The sequence below is a fragment of the Pseudonocardia sp. Ae505_Ps2 genome (genome assembly GCF_001932425.1).
GTDB lineage: Bacteria > Actinomycetota > Actinomycetes > Mycobacteriales > Pseudonocardiaceae > Pseudonocardia.
Map to the genome: position 1 here is coordinate 1180305 of NZ_MCIP01000001.1, position 24019 is coordinate 1204323.

At 74.3% G+C, this 24019-nt stretch carries 21 protein-coding genes; 14 read left to right on the forward strand and 7 right to left on the reverse strand.

The window, feature by feature from the left end; all coding sequences use genetic code 11:
• Positions 1–8: 8 nt before the first annotated feature.
• Positions 9–1937 carry a heavy metal translocating P-type ATPase gene (locus tag Ae505Ps2_RS05450; protein ID WP_083695364.1) on the reverse strand — a complete coding sequence of 643 codons (1929 nt, stop codon included), beginning with the start codon at positions 1935–1937 and terminating at the stop codon, positions 9–11.
• A 100-nt stretch (positions 1938–2037) separates the two neighbouring features.
• On the opposite strand from Ae505Ps2_RS05450, the gene Ae505Ps2_RS05455 reads away from it, so the two are divergent.
• The 3 genes from Ae505Ps2_RS05455 (at position 2038) to Ae505Ps2_RS05465 (ending at position 3619) form a co-directional block, all read left to right on the forward strand.
• Positions 2038–2355: a metalloregulator ArsR/SmtB family transcription factor gene (locus tag Ae505Ps2_RS05455; protein WP_020623405.1), complete on the forward strand. Its 318-nt coding sequence runs from the start codon at positions 2038–2040 to the stop codon at positions 2353–2355.
• 64 nt (positions 2356–2419) lie between these two features.
• Positions 2420–3265 carry an alpha/beta hydrolase gene (locus tag Ae505Ps2_RS05460; protein WP_020623406.1) on the forward strand — a complete coding sequence of 282 codons (846 nt, stop codon included), beginning with the start codon at positions 2420–2422 and terminating at the stop codon, positions 3263–3265.
• Positions 3266–3337: 72 nt separating this feature from the next.
• On the forward strand, positions 3338–3619 hold the full coding sequence (locus Ae505Ps2_RS05465; RefSeq protein WP_075309627.1) for a helix-turn-helix transcriptional regulator: 282 nt from the start codon (positions 3338–3340) through the stop codon (positions 3617–3619).
• A gap of 3 nt (positions 3620–3622) precedes the next feature.
• Here the strand turns inward: Ae505Ps2_RS05465 and Ae505Ps2_RS05470 are convergent, their stop codons facing one another.
• The 3 genes from Ae505Ps2_RS05470 to Ae505Ps2_RS05480 all read right to left on the reverse strand — a co-directional run bounded on the left by Ae505Ps2_RS05470 (position 3623) and on the right by Ae505Ps2_RS05480 (position 6598).
• Complete coding sequence (locus Ae505Ps2_RS05470; protein ID WP_075312677.1) at positions 3623–4234, reverse strand: ATP-dependent Clp protease proteolytic subunit; 612 nt, start codon at positions 4232–4234, stop codon at positions 3623–3625.
• Between the two features lie 5 nt (positions 4235–4239).
• Positions 4240–4857 carry an ATP-dependent Clp protease proteolytic subunit gene (locus Ae505Ps2_RS05475; RefSeq protein ID WP_075309625.1) on the reverse strand — a complete coding sequence of 206 codons (618 nt, stop codon included), beginning with the start codon at positions 4855–4857 and terminating at the stop codon, positions 4240–4242.
• Positions 4858–4936: 79 nt separating this feature from the next.
• Positions 4937–6598, reverse strand: a complete 1662-nt coding sequence (locus Ae505Ps2_RS05480; RefSeq protein ID WP_075553458.1) for a putative PEP-binding protein — start codon at positions 6596–6598, stop codon at positions 4937–4939.
• A 99-nt stretch (positions 6599–6697) separates the two neighbouring features.
• Between Ae505Ps2_RS05480 and Ae505Ps2_RS05485 the strand changes: the two genes are divergently transcribed.
• Genes Ae505Ps2_RS05485 through Ae505Ps2_RS05505 form a run of 5 tightly spaced genes read left to right on the forward strand, consistent with a single transcriptional unit; the run spans position 6698 to position 10701 of the window.
• Positions 6698–7459: a DeoR/GlpR family DNA-binding transcription regulator gene (locus Ae505Ps2_RS05485; RefSeq protein WP_020621686.1), complete on the forward strand. Its 762-nt coding sequence runs from the start codon at positions 6698–6700 to the stop codon at positions 7457–7459.
• Positions 7460–7485: 26 nt separating this feature from the next.
• Complete coding sequence (pfkB, locus tag Ae505Ps2_RS05490) at positions 7486–8433, forward strand: 1-phosphofructokinase (protein ID WP_020621687.1); 948 nt, start codon at positions 7486–7488, stop codon at positions 8431–8433.
• A complete protein-coding gene (locus tag Ae505Ps2_RS05495; protein ID WP_060714010.1) occupies positions 8430–8879 on the forward strand; it encodes a fructose PTS transporter subunit IIA in 450 nt (149 codons plus the stop codon). Before pfkB ends, Ae505Ps2_RS05495 begins: the two co-directional genes overlap by 4 nt.
• A complete protein-coding gene (locus Ae505Ps2_RS05500; protein ID WP_020621689.1) occupies positions 8876–10390 on the forward strand; it encodes a fructose-specific PTS transporter subunit EIIC in 1515 nt (504 codons plus the stop codon). Before Ae505Ps2_RS05495 ends, Ae505Ps2_RS05500 begins: the two co-directional genes overlap by 4 nt.
• Before the next feature lie 32 nt (positions 10391–10422).
• Positions 10423–10701 carry an HPr family phosphocarrier protein gene (locus Ae505Ps2_RS05505; RefSeq protein WP_020621690.1) on the forward strand — a complete coding sequence of 93 codons (279 nt, stop codon included), beginning with the start codon at positions 10423–10425 and terminating at the stop codon, positions 10699–10701.
• Between the two features lie 141 nt (positions 10702–10842).
• Here the strand turns inward: Ae505Ps2_RS05505 and Ae505Ps2_RS05510 are convergent, their stop codons facing one another.
• Positions 10843–12861, reverse strand: coding sequence for a beta-galactosidase (locus tag Ae505Ps2_RS05510; protein ID WP_075309621.1), 2019 nt, complete (start codon positions 12859–12861; stop codon positions 10843–10845).
• A 206-nt stretch (positions 12862–13067) separates the two neighbouring features.
• On the opposite strand from Ae505Ps2_RS05510, the gene ppc reads away from it, so the two are divergent.
• The 6 genes from ppc (at position 13068) to Ae505Ps2_RS05540 (ending at position 20711) form a co-directional block, all read left to right on the forward strand.
• On the forward strand, positions 13068–15836 hold the full coding sequence (gene ppc / locus Ae505Ps2_RS05515; RefSeq protein WP_084786208.1) for a phosphoenolpyruvate carboxylase: 2769 nt from the start codon (positions 13068–13070) through the stop codon (positions 15834–15836).
• A 43-nt stretch (positions 15837–15879) separates the two neighbouring features.
• Positions 15880–16080 (forward strand): hypothetical protein, encoded by a 201-nt coding sequence (locus tag Ae505Ps2_RS05520; protein ID WP_075309619.1) that lies wholly within the window; start codon positions 15880–15882, stop codon positions 16078–16080.
• Positions 16081–16129: 49 nt separating this feature from the next.
• A complete protein-coding gene (locus Ae505Ps2_RS33960; RefSeq protein ID WP_075333976.1) occupies positions 16130–16945 on the forward strand; it encodes a hypothetical protein in 816 nt (271 codons plus the stop codon).
• Positions 16946–17254: 309 nt separating this feature from the next.
• Positions 17255–18013 carry a 5-oxoprolinase subunit PxpA gene (locus Ae505Ps2_RS05530; RefSeq protein ID WP_075553459.1) on the forward strand — a complete coding sequence of 253 codons (759 nt, stop codon included), beginning with the start codon at positions 17255–17257 and terminating at the stop codon, positions 18011–18013.
• Between the two features lie 14 nt (positions 18014–18027).
• On the forward strand, positions 18028–20031 hold the full coding sequence (locus tag Ae505Ps2_RS05535; protein ID WP_083702497.1) for a prolyl oligopeptidase family serine peptidase: 2004 nt from the start codon (positions 18028–18030) through the stop codon (positions 20029–20031).
• Entirely contained in the window at positions 20028–20711 is a 684-nt protein-coding gene (locus tag Ae505Ps2_RS05540; RefSeq protein WP_075309613.1) for an SIMPL domain-containing protein, read from the forward strand. Before Ae505Ps2_RS05535 ends, Ae505Ps2_RS05540 begins: the two co-directional genes overlap by 4 nt.
• Positions 20712–20718: 7 nt before the next feature.
• Here the strand turns inward: Ae505Ps2_RS05540 and Ae505Ps2_RS05545 are convergent, their stop codons facing one another.
• The gene (locus Ae505Ps2_RS05545) at positions 20719–22335 is read right to left on the reverse strand and encodes an acyl-CoA synthetase (protein WP_075553460.1); all 1617 of its coding nucleotides are present in this window, start codon (positions 22333–22335) and stop codon (positions 20719–20721) included.
• A gap of 31 nt (positions 22336–22366) precedes the next feature.
• Complete coding sequence (locus Ae505Ps2_RS05550; RefSeq protein ID WP_083695366.1) at positions 22367–23983, reverse strand: mononucleotidyl cyclase; 1617 nt, start codon at positions 23981–23983, stop codon at positions 22367–22369.
• Positions 23984–24019 lie beyond the last annotated feature (36 nt).

Consider the following 24019-nt stretch of genomic DNA (forward strand, 5'->3'; position numbering starts at 1 on the left):
GGCGGGCCTCAGACGCCGACGCGCTCCCGCTCGACCGGCACGGCCGGCGCGACGGCGGACCGGGCCCGCCGGTCCTCCCGGCGCGCGACGACGAGCAGCCGCAGCCCGTTCAGGCACACCAGCACCGTGGACAGCTCGTGCCCGGCGACGCCGACGACCAGGGGCAACGTCCCCACCAGGTCCCACCCGACCAGGACGACGATCACCGTGGCGGCGAAGGCCAGGTTCGCCCGCGCGATCCGCCGTGCCCGCCGGGCCAGCACCACCAGCGGCGCGAGCGAGCCGAGCGGATCCCGGGTGAGCACGCCGTCGGCGGCCTCCAGGGACAGCGCCCCCGCCCCCTCGGAGACGACGAGCCCGACGTCGGCCGAGGCGAGCAGCGGTGCGTCGTTGATGCCGTCACCCGCGGCGAGCACTCGGCGACCCTTCGCCTGCTCGGCGCGGACGACCTCGACCTTGCCGTCGGGCAGCAGCCCGGCCCGGACCCGGGTCAGGCCGAGCCGGCCGGCGAGCACCCGGGCCGGGCGCTCGGCGTCGCCGGTGAGCACCTGCGGCTCGCCGCCGACCTCCCGGCGCAGCGCGGCCAGCGCGTCCGCGGCACCCGGGCGCGGCTCGTCGGACAGCCCGAGCACCCCGGCGGGCTCGCCGTCCACCAGCACCACGACGGCGGTCCGCCCCGCCTCCTGCAGCGCCGCGACCCCCGGGACCTCGACGTCGCCGGCCAGCTCCGGGCGCCCGACGGCGATGCTCCGCCCGTCGACGACCGCCCGCACCCCCTCGCCCGGGACCGCGGTGAACCCTTCGGCCCGTGGCAGCCGCAGGCCGCGTTCCATGGCGTGCGCGCGGACCGCCCGGCCCAGCACGTGCTCACTGCCGGCCTCGGCGGCCCCGGCCAGGGCGAGCAGCTCGTCGGCGGACCGGGACCCCAGCGGGGTCACCGACACCACCTGCGGGCGGCCGGAGGTCAGCGTGCCGGTCTTGTCCAGCACCACGGTGTCGACCTCGGCGAGCGCCTCCAGCACGGTGACGTCCTTGACCAGCGTTCCGCGCCGGCCGGACACCGCGACCGCGGCGAGCAGCGGCGGCATCGTCGCGAGCACGATCGCGCACGGCGAGGCCACGATCATGAAGACGATCGCGCGGAGCAGTGTCTCGGTGAACGGGGCACCGAGCAGCAGCGGCACGGTGAGCAGCAGCACCGTCCCCGCGACGACCAGCACCGAGTAGCGCTGCTCGACGCGCTCGATGAACAGCTGGCGGCCCGCCTTGGTCTCCGCGGCCCGCTCGACCTGCGCCGCGACCCCCGCGACGACGGTGTCCGCCGCGTCCCGCGAGACCCGCACCCGCAGCACGCCGGTGCCGTTCACGGTGCCAGCGAGCACCGCGTCGCCGGGGCCGGTGCGGGCCGGGACCGGCTCCCCGGTCAGCGCGGAGGTGTCGACCTCCGACACACCGTCGAGCACGGTGCCGTCGCCGGGGATCCGCTCCCCGGGACGGACGACGACGACCTGTCCCGCGACGAGCCCGGCCGCCGGGACGGTGTGCTCGGCACCGTCGTCGTCGACGACGACGGCCTTCTCCGGGGCGAGGTCGAGCAGCGCGTCGATGCTGGCCCGGGTACGGGCGGTCATGACCGACTCCAGCGCCCCGGACGTCGCGAAGATGACGATGAGCAGGCCGCCGTCGAACCACTGTCCGATCGCCGCCGCCGCGACCGCGGCGACGATCATCAGCAGGTCGACGTCGAGCCGCTTCTCCCCGAGCGCACACAGGCCCTCGAGCGCGGGCTCCCAGCCGCCGAGGACGTAGCAGGCCAGGTACAGGCCGACGACCACCGCGGACGGAGCGCCGAGCAGGTCGGCCCCGAGCGCGGCCAGGAAGGCCAGCAGGGCGGCCCCGGCCCAGCGGACCTCGGGAAGGGTGAGAGCGGATCGCATGCGTGGAACCGTATCTGCGCATACACGAAGATACGCAGTCAGCCATCCAGATGCTGAGACGGTGGACCATCCGCGCAGTCACGCAGGTATTCTCGGCGGCGTGCACGAGTCCATTCCCGGCTTCGCGATGCCGCCCGAGGACGAGGTCCGCCGGGTGGCGGACGCGATGCGCATGCTCTCCGACCCGACCCGGGTCAAGATCCTCTGGGCACTGATGCAGGGCGAGTCCTCGGTGGCCTGCCTGGCCGACCTGGTCGGCGCCGCCCCCACCGCGGTGAGCCAGCACCTGTCGAAGCTGCGGCTCTCGGGCCTGGTGGAGAACCGGCGCGAGGGGACCTACGTCTACTACACGGTGGAGGACGCGACGGTCCGCGCCGTGCTGGAGCGCGTGCTCGGGCAGGTCGACACCGTCGAGTGATGACTCCTCGCCGGGGAGGCGTAGGCTTTCGGTTGCACACAACCGATCTCCCAGGGAGGGCCCCATGCCCCAGCTCAGCATCGGCACCGAGAGCGGCAGCCCGCTCGAGCTGCACTACACCGACCAGGGGTCCGGTGCGCCCGTCGTGCTGATCCACGGCTGGCCGCTCTCCGGCCGCTCCTGGGAGAAGCAGGTCCCGGCCCTGGTCGAGGCCGGCCATCGGGTCGTCACCTACGACCGTCGCGGCTTCGGGCAGTCCTCGCAGCCCTGGGACGGCTACGACTACGACACCTTCGCCGACGACCTGCACGCCCTGCTCGTGCACCTCGACCTGCGCGAGGCCACCCTCGTCGGGTTCTCCATGGGCGGCGGCGAGGTCGTCCGCTACATCGCGAAGCACGGCACCGACCGGGTCGCCCGCGCCGTGCTGGCCGCGGCCGTCCCGCCGTACCTGTACAAGTCCGACGACAACCCCGACGGCGGCCTCGACGACGCCACCATCGAGCAGTTCCAGGGTGGTGTGACCGGCGACCGGATCGCCTTCCTGGACGGGTTCACGACGAACTTCTTCGCCGCGGGTGACCGCACCGACCTGATCAGCGAGCCGAGCCGGGTCCACCACCGCACGATCGCCGAGTTCGCGTCGCCGAAGGGCACCCTGGACTGCATCGCCGCGTTCGGGCGCACCGACTTCCGCGGCGACGTGCAGAAGGTCTCCGACGCCGGCATCCCGACCCTGGTCATCCACGGCGACGCCGACGCGATCGTCCCGTTCGAGGTGTCCGGCAAGCGCTCCCACGAGTCGATCAAGGGCGCGCAGCTCGTGCTGATCGAGGGTGGCCCGCACGGCCTCAACGCCACCCACCCCGAGGAGTTCAACGCCGCCCTGCTCGACTTCCTGAAGGCCTGACCGCCCGTCCCCGGGTTCCGCTGTGGGCGGAACCCGGGGACGACGGGGACCGTCCGGCCCTACCGTGCCCCCATGAGCGAACCCCTCTGGCGGCACGCACTCGGCCGCGAGCTGCGACGACGCCGGCACGTCCGCGGCGAGACCCTGCACGCGACGGCCGGGCGCGCCGGGGTGTCACCGCAGTACCTCTCGGAGGTGGAGCGGGGCCGCAAGGAGCCCTCCAGCGAGATGATCGCCGCCGTCGCCGGGGCGCTCGGGACCGACCTGGCCGGGCTGACCCGCGGCGTCGCCGACGGTCTGGCGGCCGCGCCGCGACCCCGCGGGCCGCAGTGCGCCTACGCGCTCGCCGCCTGACCCTCACCGGCGTTCCCGGGTCCGCGGCGGCTGCGGCTCGAGCACCGTGTCGAGCAGGCCGTAGTCGCGCGCCGCAGCCGCGGTGAACACCCGGTCGTGGTCGGTGTCGGCACGCAGCCGTTCCACGGTCTGCCCGGTGTGGCGGGCCAGGATCTCCTCGATGTCGGCGCGGATCCGGACCAGCTCGTCGGCCTGCAGGATGAGGTCCGGGATGGACCCGCGGCCCTGCGCCGCGGGCTGGTGCAGCACGACCCGGGCGTGCGGCAACGCGCCCCGGCGGCCCTCGGTCCCGGCGGCGAGCAGCACCGCGCCCACCGACACGGCCTGGCCGACGCACGTCGTCGCGACCGGGCAGCGGACGTGGCGCAGCGTGTCGTAGATGCCGAGCATCGCGCTGGGGTCCCCGCCCCCGCAGTTGACGTAGAGCTGCACCTCGCGGTCGGGGTCGTCGGCCTCGAGGAACAGCAGCTGGGCGATCAACGCGTTCGCGACGCCCGCGTCGATCTCGGTGCCCAGGTAGACGACACGCTCGGTGAGCAGGTGGGAGTAGACGTCGAGGACCCGCTCGCCGCTCGGGGTGCGGGCGATGACGTTCGGGATCGTGTAGGTGCTCATCGCCGTCACCGCCCCACGCCGAAGCCGGTCGGGACCGCACCACGGCGCGGCACCACCTGGTCGAAGGAGTCCACGACGGCGTCGACGAAGCCGTAGTCGAGCGCCTCGGTCGCCGAGTACCAGCGGTCGTGCAGCGAGTCGGTGAAGATCCGGTCGACCGGCTGTCCGGTGTCCTGAGCGATCAGGCCGAGCACCGTGTCCCGGGTGTGGCGCAGGTCGTCGGCCTGCAGCTCGATGTCGACGGCGGTCCCGCCGATCCCCGACGAGCCCTGGTGCATCAGCACCCGCGAGTGCGGCAGCGCGCGCCGCTTGCCCGGCGTGCCCGCCGAGAGCAGGAACTGCCCGGCGCTGTAGGCGATGCCGAGCACGAGCGTCGACACGTCGCAGGGCACCAGCCGGAACAGGTCCCGCAGCGCCAGCATCGCCGGCACCGACCCGCCGGGCGAGTGGATCCAGAAGGCGATGTCGGCGTCCGGGTCGCGGGCGGCCAGTGCCACGACCTGGGTGGCGAGCAGAGTGCCGTTGTCGTCGTCGAGGGGGCCGTCGAGCACGACGACCCGCTGGTCGTAGAGGTCACGGCGGGCCCGGTCGTCGAAGCGTGGGGTGCGTGGTGAGTCGCTCATGACCCCACCGTGGCCGGAGGACGGCCCGGTCCGCGCCCGGTTCTGCCCTGGGCAGCTCCGCCCAGGGCGAACGGGGACCTCAGCCGTCGAGGGCGGCGACGGCCCGGCGGGCCGCGATCGGGTCGGCCGCGGCGCAGGCCGCCCTGGCCCGCTCCCGGCACTGCTCCACCGTCAGCCCGGCGAGGGTCGCCCCGACCGCGGCGAGCGCCCCCGAGCCCATCGACAGGCTCGCGACGCCGAGCCCCACCAGCACCGCGGCGAGTCCCGGGTCGGCCGCGGCCTCGCCGCACACCCCGACCGGGGTACCGGTGCGCGCCGAGGCCTCGCCGAGCAGCCCGATCAGCCGCAGCAGCGCCGGCTGCCACGGGTCGTTGAGCGCGGCCACCGGACCGGACTGGCGGTCCGCGGCGAACAGGTACTGGGCCAGGTCGTTGGTGCCGACCGAGACGAAGTCGACCTCGGCCATGATCTCGTCGGCGGTGAGCACCGCGGCCGGGATCTCGATCATCACGCCGGCCTGGGTGATCCCGTGCGCCCGGCAGCGCTCCACGAACCAGCGCGCCTCCTCGGCGGTGGCGACCATCGGTGCCATCACCTTGAGCTCGACGTCGGTCTCCTTCGCCGCGGCGGCGAGCGCGGCGAGCTGGCGATCCAGCACGCCGTCGCCGTTGCCGGGGACGCGGGCGATCCGCAGACCACGCACGCCGAGGGCGGGGTTGGGCTCGCCGTCGAGCGACAGGAACGGCAGCGGCTTGTCCGCGCCGGCGTCGAGGGTGCGGGCGGTGACCGGCCTGCCGGCGAACGCGGACAGCACCGCGGTGTAGACCTCGCGCTGGGCGGCCTCGGTCGGCTCGTCGGCCGCGGAGAGGAACGCGAGCTCGGTGCGGAACAGACCGACGCCCTCGGCGCGGGCGTCCGCGGCCTTCACCGCGCCGGGGCCGTCGCCGACGTTGGCCAGGACCGGCACGACCATGCCGTCGGCGGTGCGGCCGACGCCGTCCCACTCGGCAGTGACCGAGGCGGCGGCGGCGAACGCGGTCGCCTCGTCCAGGGTGGCGACCTCGACGACCTCGCCGGTCCCGCCGTCGACGGTCAGTGCGGCGCCCTCGGCGATCCCGGCCGCGCCCGCGCAGCCGACGACCGCGGGGATCCCCAGCGAGCGCGCGAGGATCGCGGTGTGGCTGGTCGGGCCGCCCTGCTCGGTGACCAGGGCGAGCGCGACTCCTGGCTTCAGCCCGGCGGTGTCGGCCGGGGCCAGGTCGGTCGCGACGAGCACGGCGGGCGCGTCCAGGTCGGCCACGCCCGGTGCGGGCAGCCCCAGCAGCTCGGCGACGATGCGGTCCCGCACGTCGTGGATGTCGCGGGCGCGCTCGGCCATGTAGCCGCCCATCGACGACAGCATCTCGGCGAAGGCGTTCGCCGCCTCCCACACCGCACGCGCGGCGGGCCGGCCCTGCCCGGTCACCAGGTTCTCCGCGTTCTCCAGCAACGTGGGGTCCCCGACCATCGACACGGTCGCCTCCAGCACCTCCTTCGCGGCGCCGGTGACGGTCGCGGCGCGTGCGGTCAGGCGCTGCGAGACCAGCTCGACGGCCGGCGCGATCCGCGCGGCCTCGGCGGCGGCGTCGGCCGGGGCGGGACCGGCGGCCGGCTCACCCGGCGGCTCGGCGACGCGGACGACGCGGCCGCCGGCGCGGCCGGGGCTGGCAGGGATTCCGGTGAGGGCGGTCGTGCTCGGCATGGAGTGGCTCCCGGGGTTACGTCGGCGTGACCCGTTGACAAACACAGTAAAACCCACATACTCAGACACAAGCAAGCATCGAAGCGGGAGCGAACAAAGATGTACGCAGCGGAGCGTCAGCAGTGGCTGCTCGACCGGACCCGGGACCGGGGCCGGGTCGACGTGGCCGCCGTCGCCGAGGAGCTCGATGTCACCCCCGAGACGATCCGCCGGGACCTCGGGGCCCTGGAGCGCCAGGGGCTCGTCCGCCGGGTGCACGGCGGGGCGATCCCGTCGGACCTGCTGAACTTCGAGCCCGGGGTCGGCCAGCGCGACAGCCAGTTCGGCGCGGAGAAGGAGCGGATCGCCAAGGCCGCACTCGCCGAACTGGGCACCGCCGCGACCGTCCTGCTCGACGCCGGGACCACGACCTCCCGGCTCGCGAGCACGCTGCCCCGCGAACGCGACGTCACCGTCGTCACCAACTCGCTGCCGATCGCGTCCTCGCTGGCCGGACGTCCGAACGTGGACCTGCGGCTGCTCGGCGGCCGGGTCCGCGGGACGACGCTGGCCACCGTCGACGACTGGGGCACGGAGGTGCTGGCCGGTCTGACGATCGACGTCGCCTTCCTCGGGACCAACGGCTTCTCCGTGGCCCGCGGCCTCACCACACCCGACACGGGCGAGGGCGCGACCAAGCGGGCGATGCTGCGCGCCGCGCGCCGCACCGTCGTCCTCGCCGACGCCAGCAAGTTCGGCTCCGACCAGTTCGTCCGCTTCGGCACGCTGGCCGAGGTCGACACGCTGATCACCGACACCGGCCTCGCCGCGGCGGACGCCGCCGTGCTCGAGGCCGCCGGCCCCAAGGTGGTACGCGCATGACACCCCGTTCCGTCCCCGCTCCGCGGATGTTCGTGACGGTCACCCCGAACCCGAGCCTGGACCGGACCATCGCGCTGCCGCACCTGGTGCGCGGCGAGGTCCACCGGGCCGGATCGGTCCGGATCGACCCCGGTGGCAAGGGCGTCAACGTCGCCCGCGCCCTGGCCTCGGCCGGGCACCGCACGGTGGCCCTGATGCCGTCGGGTGCCACGCCCGGCGAGCGGCTGGCCGCGCTGCTGGAGCCGACCGACGTCACGACCGTCGCGGTGCCGATCACCGAGGCCACCCGGGTGAACATCACCCTGGTCGAGCCGGACGGCGTCACCACGAAGATCAACGAGCGGGGTCCGCACCTGTCCGCCGACGAGGTCGAGGCCCTGATGGACCGGGCCTGCGCGCTCGGCGCGGGCGCGACCTGGCTGGTGGGCTGCGGCTCGCTGCCCTCCGGTGTGCGCGACGACTTCTACGCGGAGCTGGTCCGGCGCTGCCGCCGGCCCGGCCTGCGGATCGCCGTCGACACCTCGGACGCGCCGCTGCACCACGCCGTCACGGCGGCCCCCGACCTCGTGAAGCCCAACCACGCCGAGCTGGCCGAGCTCGTCGGGCGCCCGCTGGGCAGCCTCGGCGACGTGCTGCTGGCCGCCCGCGAGCTGCGTGCCCGCGGGATCGGCGCGGTCCTGGTCAGCCTGGGCGCCGGTGGCGCCCTGCTGGTCGACCGGTCCGGCGAGTACCACGCCCGGACCCCTCCGATCACCGTGCTCAGCACGGTGGGCGCCGGTGACTCCACCCTGGCCGGGTTCCTGGCTGCGGGCGGGGAGGGACCCGACGCCCTGCGCCACGCCGTGGCCTACGGCGCCGCCGCCTGCCGACTGCCCGGCTCCGCCACGCCGGGTCCGGCCGACATCCGAATCGACGACGTCGAACTGGCACCCACGCCGGACGTCACCCTCGCTCTCACCGGAGATGCCGCATGACCGCACTGATCACCGCTGATCTGGTCGACCTCGACGTGCCGTCGGCCGACAGGAAGACCGCCGTCACCGCCCTCGCCGAGCGCCTCGTGCGGGCGGGCCGGGTCACCGACCTGGACACCTTCCTCGCCGACATCGAGGCCCGCGAGGCACAGATGCCGACCGGCCTGGAGGGCGGCATCGGCATCCCGCACTGCCGCTCCGCGGCCGTCACCGAGCCGACCCTGGCCTTCGGCCGGGCTCCGTCGGGTGTCGACTTCGGCGCCGAGGACGGCCCCGCCGACCTCATCTTCATGATCGCCGCCCCGGAGGGCGGGAACACCGACCACATGACGGTGCTCGCCGCGCTGGCCCGTCGCCTGGTCCGTGCCTCGTTCAAGAACGAGCTCCGCAACGCCACCGACCCGGCCGCCGTCGCGACCTTCATCCAGCAGGAGGTGGGAGCATGAAGCTCCTCGCCGTCACCGCGTGCCCGACGGGCATCGCCCACACCTACATGGCCGCCGAAGCCCTCGAGGTCGCCGCCGAGGAGGCGGGGCACGAGATCGTCGTCGAGACCCAGGGTTCGGCGGGCTCGACACCCTTCACCCAGGCCCAGCTCGACGAGGCCGAGGCGATCATCCTCGCCGCCGACGTCGAGGTGCGGGACAAGGAGCGCTTCGCGCACCTGCCGACGGTCACCTCCCCGGTCAAGAAGGCCATCGGCGGCGCGCCGGGCCTGATCGAGCAGGCCGTCGCGAAGGCCACCGCGCAGCCGAAGGGCTCGGCCGCGGCCGCCGTCCCGGCCCAGCGCGACGGGTCCGACCTGGACACCAAGAACTTCGGCTCGGGCTTCGGTTCCAAGCTCCGCGGCTGGCTGATGACCGGTGTCTCCTACGTCATCCCGTTCGTCGCGGCCGGCGGTCTGCTGATCGCGCTGGGCTTCGCGCTCGGCGGCTACCAGATCAACGAGGCCCCCGACGTCGTCTCCTTCGACGACAACGGCGTCGCCTCGGTCGTGTTCGACCCGGGTGCGGTGCAGTCCTGGGCCGCGCTGTTCTTCCAGGTCGGCGGCCTGGCGTTCGGCTTCCTCGTCCCGGTCCTGGCCGGCTTCATCGCCTACGCCATCGCCGACCGCCCGGCACTGGTGCCCGGCTTCGTCGGCGGCATGATCGCCGTCCAGACCCATGCCGGGTTCCTCGGCGGCCTGGTCGCCGGCCTGCTCGCCGGTGCGGTCGTCTACGGCCTCAAGCTGTGGCAGCCGCCGCGCGCCCTGGCCGGGATCATGCCGGTGCTGGTGCTGCCGCTGATCGGCACCGCCGTCGTCGGCGCGATCATGTTCCTGGTCGTCGGCACGCCGCTCGCGGCCGCCACGACCGGCCTGACCAACTGGCTCAACGGTCTGTCGGGCACCAACGCGATCCTGCTCGGCGCCCTGCTCGGCCTGATGATGGCCTTCGACATGGGTGGTCCGGTCAACAAGGCCGCCTACGCCTTCGCCGTCGCCGGGCTGTCCACCGGGTCGGAGACCGCGCTGATGATCATGGCCGCGGTGATGGCGGCCGGCATGACCCCGCCGCTGGCGCTGGCCCTGGCCACGACCGTCCGCAAGAACCTGTTCACGAAGGTCGAGCAGGAGAACGGCCGCGCCGCCTGGCTGCTGGGCGCCTCGTTCATCACCGAGGGCGCGATCCCGTTCGCCGCGGGCGACCCGCTGCGGGTCATCCCGTCGCTGATGGCCGGGTCCGCGGTCGCGGGCTCGCTGTCGATGGCCTTCGGCGCGACGCTGCGCGCCCCGCACGGCGGCATCTTCGTGGTCCCGCTGATCGGCAACCCGTTCGCCTACCTGCTGGCGATCGTCGCGGGCACCCTGGTCTCCGCCGCCCTGGTCGTCGGCCTGAAGTCGGCCCGCCGCACCCCGGCCCCGGCCGCCGTCGAGCAGCCCGCCGCCGCCCCGGCCGCCGCGCCGGTCGCCGGCTGACACCCACCACCCACATCGAGAGGAACACCGACATGGCCGAGCGCCGCGTGAAGGTGGGGTCGTCCGTCGGGCTGCACGCCCGCCCCGCCAACCTGTTCGTCACCGCCGCCAAGGAGCAGGGGGTGAAGGTGCAGATCGGGACCGCCGACGGTGAGCGTGGACCGGTCGACGCCGCCTCCATCCTGTCCGTGATGGGCCTGGGCGTGCAGTCCGGCGAGGAGGTCGTGCTGACCTCCTCCGACGACGAGCAGGGCGAGGCCGCCGTCGCCGCCCTGGCCGAGCTGCTGGAGCAGGACCTCGACGCGAGCTGACCCCGCGTCACCTCGTACGACCCGGACGCCCCGCCACGCCTCCCGCGCGGCGGGGCGTCCGGTCGTCCGCGGCCTGCTCCTGCCGCTGACGCTGCCGCCGAGAGGCACGTTTCCGCCCTCCCAGGGGCAGGAACGTGCGGTTCAGTCCCGGAGGACGGTCACCCCGCGCGGAGGCAGGGTTCCGGCCGGGCCGGCGAGCACCTCCGCCGCGCCGAGCGGCCCCAGGTCGACGGGGGCGTCGGTCCGGTTGACGACGAACCGGAACCCCTCGCGGCGGACCAGCTCCACCCGTCCCACCAGCTCGCCGGGCAGCTCGGACCCGATCCCGGCGGCGGCCAGCAGGCGTCGCAGCAGCGGGGCGCGGTCGGCGAGCCGGGTCGGGACGTAGGTCGCCGACCCGTCCCCGACCGGACGACGGGTCACCGCGGGCAGCCCGGCCAGGTCACCCGCGGCCGGGTCGGTGCCACCGCCGGTCCAGCGGGCGAGCACCTCGACGGCCGGGTCCACCACCTGCACGGCCTCGCTCCACAGGTCGCCGGTGGTGCCGTCGTCGAGCTCGACGACGGCGCCCGGGTCGAGCGGGGCGAACTCCTCGACCCGGATGCCCAGCAGGTCGCGCAGCGCGCCCGGGTAGCCGCCGAGGACGGCGTGCGCGTCGTCGTCGACGGTGCCCGAGAAGTAGGTGGCGACCAGGTGCCCGCCGGCCTCGACGTAGGCGGTCAGCGCGGCCGCGCGGTCCGGGCCGACCACGTGCAGCACCGGGGCGACGACCAGCCCGTAGCCGGACAGGTCGGCGTCGGCCGGCACGACGTCGGCGCGGACCCCGGCGTCGAGGAACGCCCGGTACCAGCCGAGCGCCTCGGCCTTGTAGCGCAGCTCGGTGGTCGGGGTGAACGGCTGCTCGGCGGCCCACCACGACGGCCAGTCCCACAGCACCGCGGCCGGCGCCGGGATCCGCCGCGCTCCGGCGACCGGGGCCAGCTCACGCAGTGTCGCCCCGAGCGCGGTGACGTCGCGGAACAGCGCCGAGGCCGGCCCGGCGTGCGGCACCATCGCCGAGTGGAACTTCTCCGCGCCCGCCGCGGACTGGCGCCACTGGAAGAAGCAGAGCGCGTCGGCGCCGTGCGCGAGGTGGGTCAGCGCGTCGCGGGCGAGCTCCCCGGGGCGCTTCGCGCGGTTGACCGGCTGCCAGTTCACCGCCGACGTCGAGTGCTCCATCAGCCACCACGGGTGTCCGCCGGCGAGGTTGCCGGTGAGGTTGGCCGAGAACGACAGCTCGTCGCGGGCCTCCGGGCCGGGGAACACGTAGTGGTCGTTGGCGACGACGTCGACGTGCGGCGCCCACGTCGCGTAGTCCATGCCGTTCGTCTCGCCCATCACCATGAAGTTGGTCGTCACGGGCACATCCGGGGTGAGCTCGCGCAGCAGGTCCCGCTCGGCACGCAGGTGGTCGAGCAGGGCGTCGGAGGAGAAGCGGGCGAAGTCGAGCTGCTGGGTCGGGTTCGGGTGGGTGCCCGGGCCGGTGCGGCGCGGGGTGCCGATCTCGTCCCACTCGCCGTAGTGCTGGGACCAGAACGCGGTGCCCCAGGCCTGGTTGAGCCGGTCGAGGTCGTCGTAGCGGCGCTGCAGCCAGGCCCGGAACGCGCGCTGCGCGTCCTCGGAGTGGTCGTGGACGTCGTGGCAGCCCAGCTCGTTGGACACGTGCCAGGCGGCGAGCGCGGGATGGTCGCCGTAGCGGCGGGCGAGGCGCTGGACCAGGGCGAGTGCGTGGCGGCGGAACACCGGGGAGGTCGGGCGGTGGTGCTGGCGCCCGCCCGGGGCGAGGATCCGGCCATCGGCGTCGACAGCAAGGATCTCCGGGTGCCGGTGGTGCAGCCACGGCGGAGGTGAGGCCGTCGCCGTCGCGAGGTCGACGGCGATCCCGCCCGCGTGCAGCAGGTCCAGCACGTCGTCGAACCAGTCGAGGTCCCAGCGGTCCGGTGCGGGCTGCAGCAGCGCCCAGGAGAAGACGCCGACGGTCACGATCGTCACCCCGGCCTCGCGCATGAGCGCGACGTCGGACTCCCACACCGCGCGCGGCCACTGCTCGGGGTTGTAGTCGGCCCCGAACTCGATGCGAGGACGGGAGGCACCGGGGGTGCGACGCAGCCAGCGGGTCATGCACACAGTGTGTCCGTGGCGATGTGCGATGTCGTGCGGATGTGTCCGACTTCGTGCAGATCAGGTTTCCCCGCGGTTACGGGCGGCGCCAGAGATGGCCCCGCCCCACGACGGCGGGGGACGATGCCGGGGCCCGACCCCCGTTCCCGACGACGCGAGCGGCCCGTCCCGAACCGCGTCACCGCGCGGAGAACCGGAGAGCCTGCGTGAGCCCCTCGGAGACCACCGCACTCGCCCCCGACTCGCTGGCCGCGCACTCGGGCGTCGTCAGCGAGAGTGAGCAGAAGGCGCTGCGCGCCGACATCCGGCGGTTGTCCACGATGCTCGGTCGGACGCTGTCCGACGAGGCCGGTCCCGAGGTCCTGGAGCTGGTCGAGAAGGTGCGACGGGCGGCCCGGGACTCCGCACGCGGCGAGGCGGGGCCGGACGTCGTCGCGGCCCTGCTCGACGGGATCGACACCGGCACCGCGGTGCTGCTGGCGCGGGCGTTCTCCCAGTACTTCCAGCTGGCCAACGTCGCCGAGCAGCTGCACCGGTCACGGGAGCTGCGGGAGCTGCGGCCGGCCGACGCGCGGCCGCTGCGGGCGGTGCTGCGCCGCCTGGCGACCGAGGCCGACCCGGACGAGGTCGCCGACGTGCTGGCCAGGGCCGAGCTGCGCCCGGTGTTCACCGCGCACCCGACCGAGTCGACCCGGCAGTCGGTGCTGGGCATCCTGCGCCGGGTCGTGGACGCGCTCGACGCCCGGGCGCCCGACGAGGAGCTCGCCGCCCTGGTCGACCTGCTGTGGCAGACCGACGACATCCGCCCCGGCAAGCCGATGGTGATCGACGAGGCACGCAACGTCGCCTGGTTCGCGGCCCGGCTCGGCGAGCGGACCGTCCCGGACCTGCTGGGCGAGTTCGCCAGGGAGGCCGCCGACGCCGGGCTGGAGATCCCCGCCGACGCGCGTCCGCTCGTGCTGGGGTCGTGGGTCGGCGGCGACCGCGACGGCAACCCCAACGTCACCCCGGCGGTGACCCGTGAGGTGCTGGAGCTCAACGCCGACCGGGCGATCCGGATCCACACCGCGCTGGTGGAGAAGCTGGTCTTCGAGCTGTCGGTGTCGACGCGGGTGATGGGGGTGTCGGAGGAGCTGCGCGGCTCGCTGGCCCGGGACCGGCGCGCGCTGCCCGCGGTGCACGACCGCTTCATCCGGCTCAACGCGCACGAGCCGTACCGGCTCAAGCTGTCCTACGTCGCGGCCCGGTTGGAGAACACCCGCCGGCGGATCGCGACCGGCGCCGCGCACGAGGCGGGCGTCGACTACCTGGGGTCGGCCGGCTACCTGGAGGACCTGCTGGTCGTGGACCGGTCGCTGCGCGGCCACCACGGGGCCCGGATCGCCGGTGGCACCCTGGCCAGGGCGATCCGCTCGGCCCGCGCGCTGGGCCTGCACCTGGTCGAGCTGGACGTGCGCGAGCACTCGCAGAAGCACCACGACGCGCTCGGAGCGGTGTTCGACGGACTCGGCGAGCTGGACCGGCCCTACGCCGAGCTGACCCGCGACGAGCGGCGGGAGCTCCTGTCGGCGGAGCTGCGGAACAAGCGGCCGCTGTTCCGTCGCCACTACGGCGTGCCCGAGGCCGCCGCACCGGTGCTGGACCTGTTCGACACGGTGCACGCGCTGCAGCACGAGTTCGGCGAGGAGGTCGTGCGGACCTACATCGTCTCGATGGCCCGCGACGTCGACGACCTGCTCGCCGTCGCCGTGCTGGCCCGCGAGGCGTACATGGTCGAGATCGGCGACGACCCGCGCTCCTCGATCGACCTCGTGCCGCTGTTCGAGACGGTCGAGGAGCTGTCCCGGGCCGGGGAGCTGCTGGAGGGGCTGCTGTCGGACCCGGGGTACCGCCAGCAGGTCCGCAACCGCGGTGACCTGCAGGAGATCATGCTGGGGTACTCCGACTCCAACAAGGGCGCAGGGATCACCGCGTCGCAGTGGCAGATCCACCGGGCCCAGCGCCAGCTGCGTGACGTGGCCGCCGAGCACGGGGTGCGGCTGCGGCTGTTCCACGGCCGCGGCGGGTCGGTCGGGCGCGGTGGCGGTCCGGCCGGCGAGGCGATCGCGTCGGCGCCGTTCGGGTCGGTCGACGCCACGATGAAGCTCACCGAGCAGGGCGAGGTCATCTCCGACAAGTACTCGCTGCCCAGCCTGGCGCACGACAACCTGGAGATCCTGCTGGCGTCGATGCTGGACGCGTCGCTGCTGCACCAGGCGTCCCGCTGGCCCGCCGAGACCCTGAAGCACTGGGACGAGGTCATGGACTGCGTGTCGGAGGCCGCCACCGCCACCTACCGGACCCTCGTCGACGACCCGGCCCTGCCGCTGTTCTTCACCGCGGCGACGCCGGTGGAGGAGCTGGGGCGGCTCAACGTCGGGTCGCGGCCGTCGAAGCGGCCGGGGCAGGGCGAGCCGACGCTCGACGACCTGCGCGCGATCCCGTGGGTGTTCGGCTGGACGCAGACCCGGATGGTGGTGCCCGGCTGGTACGGCCTGGGCTCGGGCCTGCGGGCGGCCCGCGAGGCGGGCTACGCCGAGGAGCTGGCCGAGATGCGGGAGTGGGCGTTCTTCCGGAACCTGATCGGCAACGTGGAGATGACGCTGGCCAAGACCGACCTGCGGATCGCGTCGAACTACGTCGCGACGCTGGTCGACCCGGAGCAGCAGGGACTGTTCGCGCAGATCCGCGCCGAGCACGAGCTGACCCGCCGCGAGCTGCTCGCGGTGACCGGCGAGGACCAGCTGCTCGCCCGGCACCCGGTGCTGCGCGGCACGCTGTCGGTGCGCGACGCCTACCTGGAGCCGCTGCACCACCTGCAGGTCGAGCTGCTCGCCCAGCGCCGGGCCGCGGGGAACGACCCGGACCCCGACCTGGAGCGCGCCCTGCTCCTGACCATCAACGGGATCGCGGCCGGGATGAAGAACACCGGCTGAGCCGCATCCCGCAGCACCGGAGGTGGCCGGGTACGTTCCGGACATGGAGCACGATCGGAACACACCCGGCCCCGAGGGCCCCGCGACCCGCCGGGTGGTGGCGTGGGTGCTGATCATCGCGCTGGCCGGGCTCCCGCTCAGCTACCTGGCCGGGACTGCCGGACCGCAGGTCGTCGGCGCGCTGGTGGTCGTCGCGCTGCTGGTCGGCGGCGTGGCGTTCTGGCTGCACCGCCGCACCCGCTGACCGGCCACCCGCCGGAACCGGTGCGGCCGCGGGCTGCTGGACTTCCCGGGTGCAGTACCGCCACGCCCCGGCCGCGAACCATGCGGCGCTCGACGCGGTGCTGGCGTCGGCACCGGGCCGCCCGACCCTCCCGGTCCGCCTGACCGTCGAGCTCGCCGGTCGCGCCCGCGCCCATCTGCCCGCCGACGCGCCGCTCACCGTGTGGGACCCGTGCTGCGGCGCCGGGGTGACCCTCACCGTGCTGGGCCTGCTCGTGCCCGGCATCACGCGTCTGGTGGGCACCGACGCCGACCCCGAGCCGCTCGACCTGGCCCGCCGCAACCTCGCCCTGCTCGACCCCGGCGGTCTCGCCGCCCGCGCCGCGGACCTCGACGCCCTCGCCGCCCGGCACGACAAGCCGTCCTACGCCGACGCCGCGACCGCCGCCCGGACCCTGGTCCCGGCGAGCACCCCGGCCTGGTCGGTCGCCGTCGCCGACGCCAGGGACACCGCCGCCGTCCGCGGTGTCCTCGCCGAGGCGTCCCCGGACGACGCCGGCCCGGACCTCGTCCTGGCCGACCTGCCGCACGGGATCCGGACGACCTGGGCCGCCGCCCCCACCCGGCCCGCCGGCGCGGCCGCCGACACCCCGGCCCCCGACGCCGGGCCCGCCCGCGCCGCCGCCGCCGACCAGGCCCAGGACCAGGCCCCCGGGGTCGAGTTCCTGCGCGCGGTCGCGACCGTGCTCCGCCCGGACGCCGTGGTCGTGGCCGTCGGACGTGGACGGACGGTGGCGTTGCCGCCGGGGGTCCGTCCTCTCGAACGGGTCCGTGTGGGACACCGGGCCGCCGTCCTGGTGCGGGCGGGCGCGCTGCGGGACGACTGAGCTGGACAGGGGCTGCTCGCCACCCTCGCGCCGGGGCCGGGCCGCACGACAGGGGTGCCGGCGGGGCGACGCGTCTCCGTGCCGGCGCGAACCGGTCCGCCGGCACCCTCCTTTCGAACTCGCTTACCGGGTAAGCGAGTTCGGAGAACCAGCACCCCGCGCGGCGCCGAGCGGGGCCACCGCCCCGCAGGCTCGGAGGCCGCCGGCGCGTGCCCGTCCGGGGCGCGCCCCGGACGGCGGCGGTCCGGGCGTGGCGACCCGATCCCGGTCACACTGGACCCCGACCCGACCCGACCCGAGGACGCATCCGTGAGCACGATCGACCTGAACGCCGACCTCGGCGAGTCCTGGGGCCGGTGGACCCTCGGCGACGACGAGGCGATGCTCGGGCTCGTCACCTCGGCGAACGTCGCGTGCGGGTTCCACGCCGGGGATCCCTCGACGCTGCGGGGCACGACCGCGGGGGCTGCCGGGGCGGGGGTCGTCGTCGGGGCGCAGGTGTCCTATCCGGACCTGCGCGGGTTCGGGCGCCGGTTCCTCGACATCGAGCCCGACGCGCTGACCGACGACGTGCTCTACCAGATCGGCGGGCTCGAGGCGCTGTGCCGGGCCGCGGGCACCCGGGTCCGCTACGTCAAGCCGCACGGCGCGCTCTACAACGCCACGCGGACGCACACCGCGCAGGCTCGCGCGGTCGTCCGGGCGGTGCTGGCGTACGACCCGTCGCTGCCGGTGCTCGGCCTGCCCGGGTCCGCGCTGCTCGCGGAGGCCGAGCGCGCCGGGCTGCGCGCGGTGGGCGAGTTCTTCGTCGACCGCGGCTACACCCCCGAGGGCGGGCTCGTCCCGCGTGGCGAGCCGGGCGCACTGCTCGACGACGCCACGGAGGCGGCCGAACGACTCGTCCGCATGGTCGGGACGGGGACGGTGCGCGCGGTCGACGGCAGCGAGGTCGCCGGCCGCGCCGAGTCCGCCTGCCTGCACGGCGACTCCCCCGGTGCCGTCGCGACCGCCCGGCGGGTCCGTGACGAGCTCGCCCGGACCGGGATCGCCGTCGCACCGTTCGTGTGAGCGATGATCGGGCCATGACGAACGACCCGCACGCCTGGCTCGAGGACGTCACCGGCACCGAGGCCCTGGAGTGGGTGGCCCGGCGCAACGCCCGCACCGAGGCGCGACTGACCGGCACCCCGCTGTTCACCGAGCTGGAGTCGGGGATCCGCGAGGTCCTCGACTCCCGCGACCGGATCCCGTTCGTCACCGCCCGCGGCGGGTACTACTACAACTTCTGGACCGACGAGCAGCACCCGCGCGGCCTGTGGCGGCGCACCACACCGGAGTCCTACCGGAGCGCCGACACCGAGTGGGAGGTGCTGCTCGACGTCGACGCGCTCAACGAGGCCGAGGGCGAGAACTGGGTCTGGCACGGCGCCCGGTTCCTGCGCCCGGACCTCGACCGCGCCCTGGTCGACCTGTCCCGCGGCGGCGCCGACGCCGACGTCACCCGCGAGTTCGACCTGCCGACCCGCACCTTCGTCGAGGACGGGTTCTCCCGCCCCGAGGCGAAGGGCGGGATGAGCTGGATCGACCGCGACACCGTCTACCTGTCCACCGACCTCGGTCCGGGCACCATGACGACGTCGGGCTACCCGCGCACGGTGCGCCGGCTGCGCCGCGGCGAGGCCCTGGAGTCCGCCGAGCTGGTCTACGCCGGCGAGGAGACCGACCTCAGCATCTCGGCGTTCCGCGACCACACCCCGGGCTTCGAGCGGGACTTCCTGCGCCGGGCCCTGGCCTTCTACGCCGACGAGCTGCACCTGATCGGCGCGGACGGGAGCCTCACCAAGATCGACGTCCCGGACTCCGCGACGACCGACGTGCACCGCGAGTGGTGCACCGTCGAGCTGCGCGAGGACTGGGGGTCGTTCACCGCGGGCTCGCTGCTCGCCGCCCGCTTCGACGACGTCCTGACCGGCACCCCGGACTGGGAGGTGCTGTTCGAACCCACCGACTCCTCCTCGCTGGCCGGGTACACCTGGACCCGCCACCACCTCGTGCTCGACGTGCTGGAACACGTCGTCGACCGGCTCGTCGTGCTCACTCCCGGCGAGCAGGGCTGGGAGCGGTCACCGTTCGTCGGGGCGCCGGAGTTCGGGAGCGTCACGGTCGCCGCGGTCGACGCCGACGAGAGCGACGACGTCTGGCTGATCGTCACCGACTACCTGACCCCCTCGACGCTGTCGATCGCCACGGTCGGCGAGGCACCCCGGCCGCTGCGCAGCGCGCCCGCGTTCTTCGACGCGTCCCGCCACGTCATCGAGCAGCACTTCGTGACCAGCGACGACGGCACCCGCGTCCCCTACTTCCTGGTCCGGCCCACGGACCTGCCCTTCGACGGCTCCGCCCCGACCCTGCTCTACGGCTACGGCGGCTTCGAGATCCCCCTGACACCCGGCTACTCCGGCGCGACCGGCCGGTCCTGGCTGGAGCGCGGCGGTGTGTACGCGGTCGCGAACCTGCGCGGCGGCGGCGAGTACGGGCCGCGCTGGCACCGGGCGGCGCTGCGGGAGAAGCGCCCGCGCGCCTACGAGGACATGGCCGCCGTCGCACGGGACCTGATCGACCGCGGCATCACCTCACGCGCGCACCTCGCCGTGCAGGGCGGCAGCAACGGCGGACTGATGGCGGGGAACATGCTGGTCCGCTACCCCGAGCTGTTCGGTGCGGTGGTGATCCAGGTGCCGCTGCTGGACATGAAGCGCTACAGCCACCTGCTCGCCGGCGCCTCCTGGATGGCCGAGTACGGCGATCCGGACACCGACGACTGGGAGTTCATCCGGACGCTCTCGCCGTACCACCTGATCGACCCGGACGCCGACTACCCACCGACGATCCTGCTGACCTCCACCCGCGACGACCGGGTGCACCCCGGCCACGCCCGCAAGTTCACCGCCGCGCTGGAGGCCGCCGGCCACGACGTCACCTACTACGAGAACATCGAGGGCGGGCACGGCGGCGCCGCGGACAACGCGCAGGCCGCGAGGATGGCCGCACTGGCCTACGGATTCCTGTGGGAGAAGCTGGCATGAGCGACGTCGTGATCCGGGTGCGGGGCGAGCACGAGCGGCAGGTCCCCGCCGAGCGGGGTACCGCGCAGGTCGTCGTGGAGGCGCAGGGGCCCGAGGCCGCGGCGGTGCGGTCCGAGGTCGAGCAGGGCACCGCGGCGCTCGTCGCCGACGTGCGCACCCTGCACGACCCCGGCGCGGGTCCGGTCCGGCGCTACGTCGTCGACCAGGCCCGCAGCTGGGTCGAGCAGCCGTCGTTCGAGGGCCGGCCGCAGCCGCCGGTGCACCACGCGTCGGTGTCGGTGTCGGTGGAGTTCGACGACGTCGCCCGGCTCGGCGCCTGGCTGTCCGGGGTGGGCCGGTTCGCCGGCGCGCAGGTGCAGGGGATCTCCTGGGACCTGGCTCGGGAGCACCGCCGCGAGATCGAGCGGTCGGCCCGCCAGGACGCGCTGCGCCAGGCCGTCGAGCGCGCCCAGGACTACGCCGACGCCCTCGACCTGGGCCCCGTCGCGCCGCGCTCGGTCGCCGACACGGGCATGCTCGGCGCGCACCAGCCGGTGGGGGTGAGCTTCAGTGCCCGCGCGATGTCCGCGCCGGGCGGGTTCGCCGAGGCCGACGGTGCTCTCGGCACGCTCCTCGCCCCGGACGACATCACCGTCCGGGCCGAGGTCGAGGCCGAGTTCGTCGTGCGCCGGGAGGGCTGAGCCCCGCTCAGCCCTCCCGGGCCGCGATCTCGCCGTGCTCGGTGCGCAGCTCCCGCTTGAGGATCTTGCCGCTGGGGTTCTTCGGCAGCGCGTCGGCGAACACCACGTACTTGGGCCGCTTGTAGCCGGCGAGCTTCTCGCGGGCGTGCGCGTCGACCTGCTCGCGGGTCAGCGTCACGCCCTGCTTCGGCACCACGACCGCGGTGACGGCCTCGATCCAGTGCGGGTGGCTGACGCCGAACACGGCGACCTCGGCGACACCCTCGAGCAGGTAGAGCGCTTCCTCCACCTCGCGGGAGGCGACGTTCTCCCCACCGGTCTTGATCATGTCCTTCTTGCGGTCGACGACGGACAGGTACCCGTCGGCGGTCATCACGCCCAGGTCACCGGAGTGGAACCAGCCACCGGCGAACGCCTCGGCGGTCTTCTCCTCGTTCTCGTAGTACCCCAACGTCACGTGCGGGCTGCGGTGCACGATCTCGCCGACCTCTCCCGGACCGACCTCGTTGCCCTCGTCGGCGACGACGCGCGTCTCGACGTTCAGCGACGCCCGCCCGGCCGACCCAGCGTGGCTGAGCTGCTCGTCCGGGCCGAGCAGGGTGGCCAGCGGGGAGGTCTCGGTCTGGCCGTAGAAGTTCCACAGCCGCACCTCGGGGAGCCGCCGGGACAGCTCCTGCAGCACCTCGACCGGCATCGCCGCGGCACCGTAGTAGCCCTTGCGCAGGCTCGACAGGTCCCGGGTGTCGAAGTCCGGGTGGCGCAGCAGCGAGATCCAGACCGTCGGCGGGCAGAAGAGCTTGGTGACCTTCTCCCGCTCGATCGTCTCCAGCAGCCGGGCCGGGTCCGGTGCCGGGAGGATGATGCTGGTGGCGCCGAGGTAGACGTCGACGGACAGGAAGCAGTCCAGCTGCGCGCAGTGGTAGAGCGGCAGCGAGTGCAGCTCGACGTCGTCGTGCTCCATGCCGCCGTCGACGACGCACGACACGTACTGGGCGATCAGCGATCGGCTGGGCAGCATGACGCCCTTGGGCCGCGACTCGGTGCCGGAGGTGTACATGAGGCGCAGCGGGTCGTCGTCGGCGATGTGCACGTCCGGCTCGCCGGGGTCGCCGTCACCGTCGATCCAGGCGTCCAGGTCGGCCCAGTCCCCGGTCGGCGCCTGCCCGGACAGCCCGATCCAGGCCCGGACCGACGCCGGCTCCGAGGACTGCGCGAGCGCCTTCTCCCCGGTCGCGGCCAGCGCGTCCTCGACGACGAACGCCGTCGCCCCGGAGTGGTCGAGGATGAACGCGATCTCCTCGGCGTTCAGCATGAAGTTGATCGGCACGAGCACGACGCCGAGCCGCGCGGTGGCGTAGACGAGCACCGCGAACTGGCGGCAGTTGTGCGACAGCAGCGCGAGCCGGTCGCCCTTGACCAGGCCCTGCCCGGCCAGTGCGGCGGCGCAGCGGTTCACCGCGGCGTCGAACTCGGCGAAGGTCCAGCGGGTCTCACCGTCGACGACCGCGGTCTTGCCCGGGTACCGGACGGCCGTCCGGTGCAGCAGGTCCCCGAGCGTGTGCCGGCGCACCCGCCGGATCGACGCCGCGGTCAGCTCACTGAACTCGGTAGCACCGTTGCCCATGGGCGCATCCTGCCCGAGGACACCCCCGTCGTCACCTACGACCGTTCTCCGCGGACCCGACGACGTCGGCGGGGTCCGTGGCTTCCGCGCTGTCTTTGCCGTCCGCGCTGTCTGTGCCGTCCGCGGCGTCCCGATCGTGCCCGGCCGGGACCCAGATCCCGGTCGGCTCGTCCCGCCCGCGCAGCGTCACCGACTCCGATGCCCGCCACCGCGCGGCCTCGCTCCCGGCGGCGTCGACGGCCCGGGCGGCCGCGACGACCCGCCCCGGCACCGACTTCGCCAGCTCGGTGAGCCGCGCCGCCTCGTTCACCGGGTCGCCGATCACGGTGTACTCGAAACGGCGCGGGTCGCCGATGTTGCCGGCCACCGCGTCGCCCGCGGAGACACCGATGCCGGCCTCGATCTCAGGCATCTCCTCGGCGAGGCGGGCGCCCAGGCAGCGGGCGGCGCTGAGCGCGGCGCCGGGGGCGTCGTCGAGGTCGAGCGGGGCGCCGAACACGGCGAGCGCGGCGTCGCCCTCGAACTTGTTGATCCACCCGCCGGCCTGCTCGACGCACTCGACGACCACCCCGAAGAAGCGGTTCAGCACCGCCACGACCTCCTCCGGCGGTCGGCGGGCGGCCATCGTCGTCGAACCGACGAGATCGACGAACAGCACCGCGACTGGCCGCACCTCGCCGCCGAGCCGGATGCCGTCACCGCGCGCCGACGCGGCCTCGGCGACGTCGCGGCCGACGTGGCGGCCGAACAGGTCACGGATCCGCTCCCGCTCGCGCAGCCCCTCGACCATGCTGTTCGTCCCGGCCTGGAGCTGCCCGAGCTCGGTGTTGTCGTAGACGGGCAGGCTCACGTCGAGATCACCGTCCTGCACACGGGCCAGTGCACGGCGCACGGCCAGCACCGGGTCGGCGATGGCGCGGGCGGCCCCGAGCGTCGTGATCAGTCCGACCCCGATCGCCGTGCCCCCCAGCGCGAGCATGGTGACCGCGAGCTGGGTGGGCGAGGAGTCCCCGAACACCAGGGCGACGAGCCCTGCCAGCATGATCCCGGAGATCGGGACCGCGGTGCCGAGCGCCCAGAACCCGACCGAGCGCAGCATGACCCCGGTGATCAGGCGACGCCGCTTCGGCGGCCGCCCGGACAGCACTCGGGCCGCGGCGCGGCGCAGGATCCGCTCGACCAGCAGGTAGGACAGGGCCGAGGTGGTCACGCCGCCGATCAGCACGGTGGCGGTGACCGAGAAGCCCAGCCGCCCGGAGTAGCGCAGGTTGAGGAAGCAGAACAGGACCGCGCCGACCACCCACAGCAGGGCGACCATCGACGAGATGCGGGCGGGTGCCCGCAGCACCAGCTGCCGCTCGTCGGCCTGGGGGTCCCGCGAGGAGCGACGCACGGTCAGCTTCCGGCGGCCGAACCAGATCCCGACCGGGACCGCGACGAGCAGGTAGATCGCGAGCACGACGAGGTTGACCAGCCGGATCTCGACGGCGTCGAGCAGCTGTTCCCGGGGCAGCACGAAGGCCGCGATGACCAGCACCACGGCCGCGCCGATGACGTTCGCCGACGCCACGACGAGGGCCAGCAGCGCTCGTACCGGCAGGCCGACGACCTGGCGGCCCGGCCGCGTCGCGGGTCGCTGCGCATCCATGCGGCGAGTCTAGGCCGATCGAGTGAGCCCGGTCGC